Source organism: Streptomyces sp. NPDC055078 (assembly GCF_053607985.1).
This window is the reverse complement of record NZ_JBSGUP010000298.1, coordinates 1-9,830: the sequence shown is the minus strand read 5'-3', so window position 1 is coordinate 9,830 and position 9,830 is coordinate 1. Positions and strand designations below refer to the sequence as shown.

The following is a 9,830-nucleotide window of genomic DNA, read 5'->3' as shown; positions in this document are numbered from 1 at the left end:
GCCTCCTTAAGGAGGCCGTCGAAACGGCGTGGTCGCGACCGCCCTGAAGCGGTGTCGTCGCGACCGCCTCCTAGACGAGCCGGTCGCGGAGTTCCCCGGCGGCCGTGCGCAGGAGCGTCAGCACCTCGCCGTGCAGGGCCTCCGGGGTGACGCGCTCGATGGTGCACCCCACATGGAGGGCCGCGATCACCCGGCCGTCCCAGCGGTGCAGTGGGACGGCGATGGAGTGGGAGCCGCGTTCGACGTCGTGGGCGACATAGGCCCAGCCGTTCTCGCGGATACGGTCGAACTCCTCGTCACCCTCGCCGTCACCGCCGTCACCGCCGTCACCGCCGTCACCGCCGTCACCGGGGGACCCTGCCGCGCTCTCCACGGCCGCCCGGCGGGCAGCGCGTTCGTCGGGGGTCAGATGCGCGAGGAGGACCTTGCCCAGCGAGGAGACGGCGACCGGTGTCCGGTAGCCGATTCCGCTGCCCACGGCGATCAGCCGGTTCGGTACGGCACGGGCGACGATCACCGCGTCGGCGCCGTCCAGCACCGCCACCGAACACGCCTCGTCCACCTGCGCGCAGATACGGTCGCAGACCGGCTGCAGCACCGCGCTGACCGGGTTCGACGCCAGATAGCCGGTGGCGAGCCGCAGCACCCCCGGGCTCAGCTCATAGGAGCGGCCCTCGGCCACGAGATAGCCGAGGTGCTCCAGCGTCAGCACCGCGCGCCGCACGGTCGCCCGGGACAGACCCAGCTCACGGGCGAGATCCGCCTGCGTCAGCCGCCGGTGCCCGGCGCCGAACGCGGACAGGACCGCGAGGCCCCGCGCGAGCGCCTCCGAGAAGTCCGCCGGGTTGGCCGCGCCCGCCAGCCGGCGCTCCTGCCGTGCGGCGCTGTCCTTGTCCGCCAGGCGCCCCATGTGTGTCATCCCATCAGATAGCCGTGCATGGCCGGAGCAGGGTATCCAGGCGAACGAACGTGCGTCAATCGAACGCTATCCGGCGAGGGCCCGGCGACTCCTGCCCGAGGACTCCCGCCAGGTCTCCCGCCCGGGGACCCCGGCGGGCCGTGCGGGGCTCCCGCGACAGAAGATCCTCATGCGTCCGTGGCCGAACGGCGGAACAATCTCCAGTGGAAGGGAGCGGTCATGGCCGGCACTCAGCCCGACGAGAACGCCATGGGCGATGAGGTCTACCAGCCCGGGAGCCCCGACGACAACGAGGTCCGCGAGGACGAGGGCATCCTCGACCCCGAGGACACCCTCATCGACCGGGGCGCGGCCCCTACGACGAGGGCTGGTCCCCTCCGGAGCGGCCTCTGGGCGCCGACCGGACGGGCACGACCGCGCGGGAGCAGCGGGAGGGCGAGACGCTGGACCAGCGGCTGGCCGAGGAACTGCCGGAGGACTGGGACGACCTGGCGGGCGACGGGTTCGGCGACGCGGCCGACACGGACGGCGAGCTTCTCGACGACGAAGTGGGCGACCGGCGCGCGGGCCGGCTCGTCGCCCCGGACGAGGGCGCCCACGAGGACGAGGAGAAGGACCTGGTGGCACGCGACGAAGGCATCTCCGGAGCAGCCGCGTCCGCCGAGGAAGCCGCCGTCCATGTGGTGCCCGACGACGCCCCCGACACCCCCTGAGCCCCGGTCACCGCGTTCGGGAAGTACTCGCACCCCGTACAGCGTTAGAGCGGGAGCGAACACTTTCCCGAGGGCGGAACGCCCCGCGACCGCGGAGGACGCATGCACGGCGAATACAAGGTCCCCGGCGGCAAGCTCGTCGTCGTCGATCTGGAGGTGGAGGACGGCCTCCTCAAGAACGTCCGGGTCGCCGGTGACTTCTTCCTCGAACCCGACGAGGCCATCGCGCGGATCGACTCGGCGCTGGAAGGCGCTCCCTCGGACACGGACACCAGAGGGCTGAAGGACCGTATCGACGTCGCGCTTCCCGAGTCGGCGGTCCTGTTCGGCTTCACCACCGAAAGCGTCGCCATCGCCGTACGGCGGGCGCTGGCCCACGCCACGGACTGGAGCGACTACGACTGGCAGCTCATCCATGAAGCCCCTCAGTCGCCCGCCCTCCACATGGCACTGGACGAGGTCATCACCGAGGAGGTCGCCGCCGGGCGGCGGCCACCGACGCTCCGGGTCTGGCAGTGGGACTCCCCCGCCGTCATCATCGGCAGCTTCCAGTCCTTGCGCAACGAGGTCGACCCCGAGGGCACGGCCCGCCACGGTGTCACGGTCGTACGCCGGATCTCCGGCGGCGGTGCCATGTTCGCCGAGCCCCGGAGCACCATCACCTACTCCCTCGCCGTGCCCGATTCACTGGTATCCGGACTGTCCTTCGCGGACTCCTACGCCTACCTCGACGACTGGGTCCTCGGCGCGCTCGGCGACATGGGCATCAAGGCGTGGTACCAGCCCCTCAACGACATCGCCACCGAGGTCGGCAAGGTCGCCGGTGCCGCCCAGAAGCGGATGGTCGGTCCGGACGGCGGCCCCGGGGCGGTCCTGCACCATGTGACGATGGCGTACGACATCGACGCGGACAAAATGCTCGAAGTGCTGCGCATCGGCCGGGAGAAGCTGTCCGGCAAGGGCACCGCGAGCGCGAAGAAGCGGGTGGATCCGCTGCGGCGGCAGACGGGGCTGCCGCGCGAGACCGTCATCGAGCGGATGATCGACTCGTTCCGCACCCGGTACGGCCTCACCGAGGGCAAGGTCACCGACGAGGAGATGGCCGCCGCCGAGGACCGGGTCCGCACCAAGTTCCAGAACCCCGAGTGGACGGCGCGCGTGCCGTAGGACGGGGCGGGTTCCGTCCGGTACGGGAGGGTCACCGGCCCCGGCCGGGCTCCCGCCCGCCCCGAAAGTCACCGGACCGGGTCCGGGCCGACGGACGACGCCCGGCCGAAGCCGGTATCGGTTCCGGTGCCGGTACCGGTCGTCGTGACGAGGGGCGGGCGCCTGTCGTACCAGCGCAGTTCGGCCTCCAGCTGGGCGGCGAGGGAGATCAGCGTCTCCTCGCTGCCCGCGGGGCCGAGGAGCTGGGCGCCGACGGGCAGGCCGTCGGCGGTGAATCCGGCCGGGACGCCGACGGCGGGCCAGCCGAGGACGTTCCAGGGCCAGGCGTACGGGCAGGCGGCGGCCATGGTGACGTTGGTGCGCCAGGCACCGAGGCCGTCGTAGGCGCCGATACGCGGCGGCGGGGTGGCGGTCGTCGGGGTCAGGACCACATCGAAGCCCCGGCCGTGGAAGATCTCACCGATCCGGCTGTGCTGGCGGGCCTCGCGGGCGCGGGCCGCCCGCACCACCCGCCCGCCGAGCCGCCGTCCGGAGCGGATGGCACTGCGGGTGCGCGGGTCGAGCAGGGCCGGCTCGGGGTGTCCGGCGGCGGCCTCGGCGATCCCCGAGGTGGCGCGCGGAATGAACGCGAGCCCGATCAGCCCGTAGCGCGGCCGGGCCTCCGTCACCTCGTGGCCGAGCCGGGCGAGTGTCTCGGCGACGGCCGTGACGGCCCGGCGGACCTCGGGGTGCGGGGTGGCGCCGGTGAGGGTCAGCGGCGGTCGCCAGGCGAGCGCGATCCGCAGCCGGCCGGGTTCCCGGGTGGCCGCGGCCGACGCGTCGATCACCTCGGGCCGGTGGGGGTCGAGCCCGAAGGGGAGGAGCGGGCCCTGTACGGCGTCGAGGAGCAGCGCGGCGTCCGCGACGGTCCGGGCGAGGGGTCCATTGACCGCGAGCCCCTGGAACGCGTCCGGGTGGGGATGGAGGGAGACCCGTCCCCGCTGTGGCTTGATGCCGACGAGATGGGTCCAGGCGGCGGGGATACGGATGGATCCCGCACCGTCCGAGCCGAGGGCGGCGGGCACGAGCCCGGCGGCCACCGCTGCGGCCGAACCGCCGGACGATCCCCCGGGGGTGTGGCCGGTCGACCAGGGGTTACGGGTCGCCCCGAACGCGGGCCCCTCCGTGAACGGCCACTGCCCCAGCTCACAGGAGTTCGTCTTGCCGACGATCACGGCACCGGCCGCGCGCAGCCGCCGCGCCGCTTCGGCGTCCGCGGTCGCGGCGGCAGGCTCACCGCAGCAGCCGAAGTGGGTGGGCAGACCGGCCACATCCGTGTCGTCCTTGACGGCGACCGGCACCCCGAGGAGCGGCAGCCGCTCCCCCGCCGCCAGCCGCCGGTCGGCGTCCCTCGCCTCGGCGATGGCTTCCTCGCCCCGTACCCGGCGAAAGGCGTTGACGGTGCTCTGCGTGGCCTCGATGCGTTCGACGGCGCTCGCCACGAGCGACTCCGACGTGGTGTCGCCGTCCCTGAGGGCTCGTACACACCACATCAGTCCCCCGGACCCGTCCGGTGCCTGGTCCGGTGCCATGGCCGCCCACCTCGCCTTCCGTTGCTCCGAAGAAAGAGAGAAGCAAGAGAACAAGAGAACTGAGGGAGAACAGTGAACTGGAGAGTAACCAGCCGGTTGGCACCGGGCAACAGCGCGGCCCGCCCCGGTCCCGCCTGCGGCACGAGACACCGCCGTACCGCTCCTGTCACGCCGTGTCTCACCGTGGCCGTGAGTCGCGTCTCGCCTGTCCCGCGCGCCGGGCGTGCCCCGGCGGACGCGGGCGGGGCGGCCCGCGAAGGCCGCATTGGTCCGAACGGGTGAGCGACGCACGCACCGGTCACCGCGCGCGCCGGCCACCACGGGCGCCGGCCACCGCGCCCGCCGGTCAGGCGTCAGGCGGTCAGGCGGTCAGGCGGTCAGGCGGTCAGCGCGGGGATGATCGCCGAGCCGTACGCGTCGATCGTCGCCTCCTTCGCGTCGTGCATGTCATAGACCGCGAACTGGTCGACACCCAGCGCCCTCAGGGCCTTCAGCTTCTCGATGTGCGCCTCGGCGGGCCCCAGCAGACAGAAGCGATCGACGATGTCGTCCGTGACGAAGTCCGTGGACGGGTTCCCGGCGCGGCCGTGGTGGCTGTAGTCGTAGCCTTCGCGCGCCTTGATGTACGAGGTGAGGGCCTCGGGCACCAGGGCCGAGTGCTCGCCGTAGCGGGCCACCAGATCGGCGACGTGGTTGCCGACCATGCCGCCGAACCAGCGGCACTGGTCCCGCGCGTGCGCCAGGTCGTCGCCGACGTAGGCGGGGGCGGCGACGCAGATGGTGAGGGAGTCCGGGTCGCGTCCGGCGTCGGAGGCGGCGGTGCGTACGGCGGTGATCATCGACTCGGTCAGATAGGGGTCGGCGAGCTGGAGGATGAAACCGTCGGCCCGCTGCCCGGCGAGGGCCAGCGCCTTGGGGCCGTACGCCGCCATCCACACCGGCAGCCTGCCGTCCCGGACCCAGGGCAGCCGCAGGGGCTGCCCGTCGACAACGGCCTCCCGGCCCTCGGCGAGATCGCGGATGACCTCGATCGCCTCCCCGAGCCGGGCCAGGGTGTTCGGCTTGCGCCCGGCGACGCGCATCGCGGAGTCGCCCCGGCCGATACCGCAGACCGTACGGTTGCCGTACATGTCGTTGAGGGTGGCGAAGGTGGAGGCGGTCACCTCCCAGGTGCGGGTGCCGGGGTTGGTCACCATGGGCCCGACGATCAGCCGCTCCGTGTGTTCCAGGATGCGGCTGTAGACGACGAAGGGCTCCTGCCAGAGCACCGCCGAGTCGAAGGTCCAGCCGTAGCGGAAGCCGTTGCGCTCCGCGCGCCGCATCAGTGATACGACGGCCGAGGCCGGCGGGTCCGTCTGGAGGACGAGTCCGAAGTCCATGAGCCTGGCCCTTTCATCCGAGGTACTGACAGGTGCCGCGCGGGTCGGCCGGTGCTGCCCGGCGCGGCCGGTGAACTCCCGACGACCGACGACCGACGGCTGACGGCTGACGGCTGACGCCCGCCTCGCCGCGCGCAAGGGCGCGGTCGCCGCCCGGCGGGTCTCTCATGTCGCGAACTGGCAGATCCCCCGTGGCACATACGCCCCATGCCCCGCGTGGCCCACATAGTCGCGGTTCTCGATCACCACGACGCCGCGTGACAGCACCGTCTCCACCCGCCCCGTGACACGCTTCCCCTCGTACGCCGAGTAGTCGACGTTCATATGGTGGGTCTCGGCGGACATGATCTGCTCGGCGTGCGGGTCGTAGATGACGATGTCGGCGTCGGCCCCCGGGGCGATCGTGCCCTTCCTCGGATACAGGCCGAACATTCTGGCCGGCGTCGCGCAGGCGATCTCGATCCAGCGGCGAAGGGTGAGGTGCCCGTCGACAACGGCCTGGTGCAGCAGGTCCATTCGGTTCTCGACGCCCGGCAGACCATTGGGGATCCTGGAGAAGTCACCCCGGCCCAATTCCTTCTGGTCCTTGAAACAGAACGGGCAGTGGTCGGTGGAAACGACCTGTAGATCGTTGGTCCGCAGTCCGCGCCACAGGGCCGCCTGATGCTCCCTCGGGCGCAGGGGGGTGGAGCAGACGTATTTGGCGCCTTCGAATCCGGGTTCCGCCAGATTGTCGGTCGACAGGAACAGATACTGCGGGCAGGTCTCGCCGAAGACCGGAAGGTCCTCGTCACGGGCTCGCGCCAACTCGGCGACGGCTTCCTGAGCCGACACATGCACCACATAGAGCGGTGCGCCCGCCACCTGGCTGAGCCGGATCATCCGATGGGTCGCCTCGGCTTCGAGAAGCGCCTTGCGGACTTCACCGTGATATCGCGGATCCCGCTCACCGCGCGCCAGCGCCTGCTCCACCAGAACGTCGATGGCCAGCCCGTTCTCCGCGTGCGTCATGATAAGTCCGCCGTTGGAGCCGGCGCGCTGCATGGCACGGAGAATCTGCCCGTCGTCGGAGAGAAAGACTCCCGGGTAGGCGGTGAAGAGCTTGAACGAACTGACACCGGACGCGACGAGTCTGTCCATTTCCTTGAGCGAGGACTCGTTCACATCGGACATGATCATGTGAAACGCGTAGTCGATCGCGCATTTCCCGTCCGCCTTCTCATGCCATGCGTCGAGACCCTCGGTGAGCGAGCCGCCCCTGGGCTGAATGGCGAAGTCGACAATGGTCGTCGTACCGCCCCAGGCCGCCGCCCGGGTTCCCGTCTCGAAGGTGTCGGATGCGGTGGTGCCGCCGAAGGGCATTTCCATATGGGTGTGGGCGTCGACCCCGCCCGGGATCACATACTTCTGGTCGGCGTCGATAACCGTGTCGGCGGTCCACTCCTGACTGCCGGGGGTGGCCATGGCGACGACACGGCCCCCCTCGATGAGCACGTCGGCATGGAGTTCGTCGGCCGCGGTGATGACCAGTCCGCCTCGGATCAGGGTGCGGGTGCTGCTCATACGGGTGCGCTCCCTCTGGATGCGTACGGATCGGATGGATCAGGTGAGTCCGGTGAACACCGTGAAAACGGCGAGTACGGAGGCGGTACCGGGCCCGTATCAGACACTCCGCAGCGCCCGTTCGAGAATCGACGCGCCCTCTTCCGCCTCGGCGACGGTCAGGGAGAGCGGCGGGGCGATCCGCAGGACGCTGGTGTTGTGGCCGCCGCCCTTGCCGATCAGCAGCCCGCCCTCGCGGGCGGCCTCCAGCACCGCCGACGCGGCGGCCGGATCGGCCTCATCGGTCCCGGGCCTGACCAGTTCGATCCCGATCATCAGCCCCCGGCCGCGCACCTCGCGTACGGCGGGCACACCCGCCGTGATCCCCCGCAGCCGCTCGATCAGCAGTCCCCCGACGCGGCGGGCGTTGCCCTGGAGGTCGTGCTCCAGCAGATGGGTGAGATTGGCGTTGCCCGCGGCCATGGTGACCGGGGAGCCGCCGAAGGTCGAAATGGAGTTGGCGTCCAGGGAGTTCATGATCTCGGCGGAGCCGACGACTCCGCCGACGGACATGCCGTTGCCGATGCCCTTGGCGAAGGTGAGCAGGTCCGGGGGGCCGCTGTCGGCGTGTGCCTGCCAGCCCCAGAAGTGGTCGCCGGTACGGCCCCAGCCGGTCTGCACCTCGTCGGAGATCCACAGGATGCCGTGGCGGTCGAGGACTTCACGGAACGCGGCGTACAGCCCGTCCGGCGGTGAGGTGAAGCCGCCGACGCCCTGGATGGGTTCGGCGATCAGGGCGGCGACATCGCGGGTGTGGCCGAGCAGATCCTCCAGATCGGCCACGCACGCCTTGATGAACTCCGGGTCGGACAGCTCCGCGTAGGGGCCCCGGGTGCGCACCCCGCCGTGGACATACAGCGTCTGGAGCGGGGAGAGCGAGGTGGGCGACCAGGCGCGGTTGCCGGTGATCGAGACGGCCGAGAAGGAGCGGCCGTGGTAGCTGTTGCGCATCGCCAGGACCTGGTTGGACCGGCGGTGGCCGGTCGCCAGGAGCAGGGCGGTGTCATTGGCCTCGGTGCCCGATGTGGTGAAGAAGACCCGGGCGTCGGGGATGCCGGAGAGGGTGGCGATGCGCTCGGCGAGTTCGACCATGGGGCGGTTGAGATAGAGCGTGGAGGAGTGGACGAGCCGTCCTGCCTGGTCGCCGACCGCCTTGGTGACCTCGGGGAGGGCGTGGGCGGTCATGGTGGTGAGGATGCCGCCGAAGAAGTCGAGATAGCGGTTGCCGTCCGCGTCCCAGACATGGCGGCCCTCGCCGTGGGTGATCTCGATGGGCCGCCGGTAGTAGAGCGCGACCCAGTCGGGGACGACGGCCCGGTGCCGGTCGTACAGGCTCACGGCCGCACCAGCCCTTCGTAGGCGTCGGGCCTGCGGTCGCGGTAGAACGCCCACTGCTGCCGGACCTCCTCGATGAGATCGAAGTCGAGGTCGCGGACGAGCAGTTCCTCCGATGTGTCGCTGGCGACCTCGCCGACGAACTGTCCCCGGGGGTCGACGAAGTAGCTCGTGCCGTAGAAGTCGTTGTCGCCGTACTCCTCCTGGCCGACGCGGTTGATGGCGGCGATGAAGTACTCGTTGGCGACGGCCGCGGCCGGCTGTTCGAGCTGCCAGAGGTAGGAGGAGAGCCCGCGTGAGGTGGCGGACGGGTTGTAGACCAACTGGGCTCCGTGCAGGCCCAGTTGCCGCCAGCCCTCCGGGAAGTGGCGGTCGTAGCAGATATAGACGCCGACCTTGCCGACCGCGGTGTCGAAGACGGGCCAGCCGGCGTTGCCCGGCCTGAAGTAGTACTTCTCCCAGAATCCCTTGACCTGGGGGATGTGGTGCTTGCGGTATTTGCCGAGGTACGAGCCGTCGGCGTCGATGACCGCTGCGGTGTTGTAGTAGAAGCCCGTGCCCTCGATCTCGAAGACGGGGACGACGACCACCATGCCGGTCTCGCGGGCGAGGTCCCGCATCCGGCGCACGGTGGGCCCGTCGGGGACCGGTTCGGCCCAGCGGTAGTGCTCGGGCTCCTGGACCTGGCAGAAGTAGGGCGCGTTGAAGACCTCTTGGAATCCGATGACCTTCGCGCCCCGGCGGGCGGCCTCACGGGCGTGTTCCTCGTGTTTGGCGATCATGGATTCGGTGTCGCCGGTCCAGGTCGCCTGGACGAGTGCGGCACGTACGACATGGGCCATGAGCTGCTCCTTCGGCCGGGCGTCAGCGAGCCTCTACGCCCGTAGACACGGTGCGTAGATGGAGAACGTAAGCCCCGCCACAGACTGGGGCAAGACCATCGCCGACAACCAGCAGAATCGATCTTCTTTCACCCGGGCGGTGGACATCCGGGCTCCGCGCGGCCGTCGTCCAAACGGTCACGCGGGGCCGGGGGGTGGCGCGGGGCCGGGGTCCGGCCCGGGTGCGGCTCGGGGCGGGGGGCCGGGGGGTGGCGCTGCCCCCGGGTGCGGCTCAGTGCCGGGGGCGCGGGCTCAGGGGCCCC

At 71.0% G+C, this 9,830-nt stretch carries 7 protein-coding genes and 1 pseudogene; 2 read left to right on the top strand and 6 right to left on the bottom strand.

Annotated features, from left to right (window positions below; genetic code table 11):
* Positions 1-70: 70 nt before the first annotated feature.
* Positions 71-910, bottom strand: a complete 840-nt coding sequence (locus ACWF94_RS23390; RefSeq protein WP_453491682.1) for an IclR family transcriptional regulator domain-containing protein — start codon at positions 908-910, stop codon at positions 71-73.
* A 228-nt stretch (positions 911-1,138) separates the two neighbouring features.
* Between ACWF94_RS23390 and ACWF94_RS23385 the strand changes: the two are divergent.
* Both ACWF94_RS23385 and ACWF94_RS23380 read left to right on the top strand, forming a co-directional pair.
* Positions 1,139-1,632: pseudogene (locus tag ACWF94_RS23385) on the top strand (DUF5709 domain-containing protein).
* Between the two features lie 102 nt (positions 1,633-1,734).
* A complete protein-coding gene (locus ACWF94_RS23380) occupies positions 1,735-2,799 on the top strand; it encodes a lipoyl protein ligase domain-containing protein (protein ID WP_453491679.1) in 1,065 nt (354 codons plus the stop codon).
* 68 nt (positions 2,800-2,867) lie between these two features.
* Here the strand turns inward: ACWF94_RS23380 and ACWF94_RS23375 are convergent, their stop codons facing one another.
* The 5 genes from ACWF94_RS23375 to ACWF94_RS23355 form a co-directional block, all read right to left on the bottom strand.
* Positions 2,868-4,370 carry an amidase gene (locus ACWF94_RS23375; RefSeq protein ID WP_453491676.1) on the bottom strand — a complete coding sequence of 501 codons (1,503 nt, stop codon included), beginning with the start codon at positions 4,368-4,370 and terminating at the stop codon, positions 2,868-2,870.
* 377 nt (positions 4,371-4,747) lie between these two features.
* Entirely contained in the window at positions 4,748-5,749 is a 1,002-nt protein-coding gene (locus tag ACWF94_RS23370; protein WP_453491673.1) for a TIGR03842 family LLM class F420-dependent oxidoreductase, read from the bottom strand.
* A gap of 165 nt (positions 5,750-5,914) precedes the next feature.
* The gene (gene hydA / locus ACWF94_RS23365) at positions 5,915-7,312 is read right to left on the bottom strand and encodes a dihydropyrimidinase (protein WP_453491670.1); all 1,398 of its coding nucleotides are present in this window, start codon (positions 7,310-7,312) and stop codon (positions 5,915-5,917) included.
* Positions 7,313-7,411: 99 nt separating this feature from the next.
* Positions 7,412-8,689: an aspartate aminotransferase family protein gene (locus ACWF94_RS23360; protein WP_453491667.1), complete on the bottom strand. Its 1,278-nt coding sequence runs from the start codon at positions 8,687-8,689 to the stop codon at positions 7,412-7,414.
* A complete protein-coding gene (locus tag ACWF94_RS23355; protein WP_453491664.1) occupies positions 8,686-9,528 on the bottom strand; it encodes a nitrilase-related carbon-nitrogen hydrolase in 843 nt (280 codons plus the stop codon). Before ACWF94_RS23355 ends, ACWF94_RS23360 begins: the two co-directional genes overlap by 4 nt.
* Between the last annotated feature and the right edge of the window lie 302 nt (positions 9,529-9,830).

What these genes read in the sequence shown, in the direction of transcription:
- ACWF94_RS23390 (WP_453491682.1), bottom strand. Translation starts at nt 910, where the DNA reads ATGGGGCGCCTGGCGGACAAGGACAGCGCCGCACGGCAGGAGCGCCGG.
- ACWF94_RS23380 (WP_453491679.1), top strand. Translation starts at nt 1,735, where the DNA reads ATGCACGGCGAATACAAGGTCCCCGGCGGCAAGCTCGTCGTCGTCGAT.
- ACWF94_RS23375 (WP_453491676.1), bottom strand. Translation starts at nt 4,370, where the DNA reads ATGGCACCGGACCAGGCACCGGACGGGTCCGGGGGACTGATGTGGTGT.
- ACWF94_RS23370 (WP_453491673.1), bottom strand. Translation starts at nt 5,749, where the DNA reads ATGGACTTCGGACTCGTCCTCCAGACGGACCCGCCGGCCTCGGCCGTC.
- hydA (WP_453491670.1), bottom strand. Translation starts at nt 7,312, where the DNA reads ATGAGCAGCACCCGCACCCTGATCCGAGGCGGACTGGTCATCACCGCG.
- ACWF94_RS23355 (WP_453491664.1), bottom strand. Translation starts at nt 9,528, where the DNA reads ATGGCCCATGTCGTACGTGCCGCACTCGTCCAGGCGACCTGGACCGGC.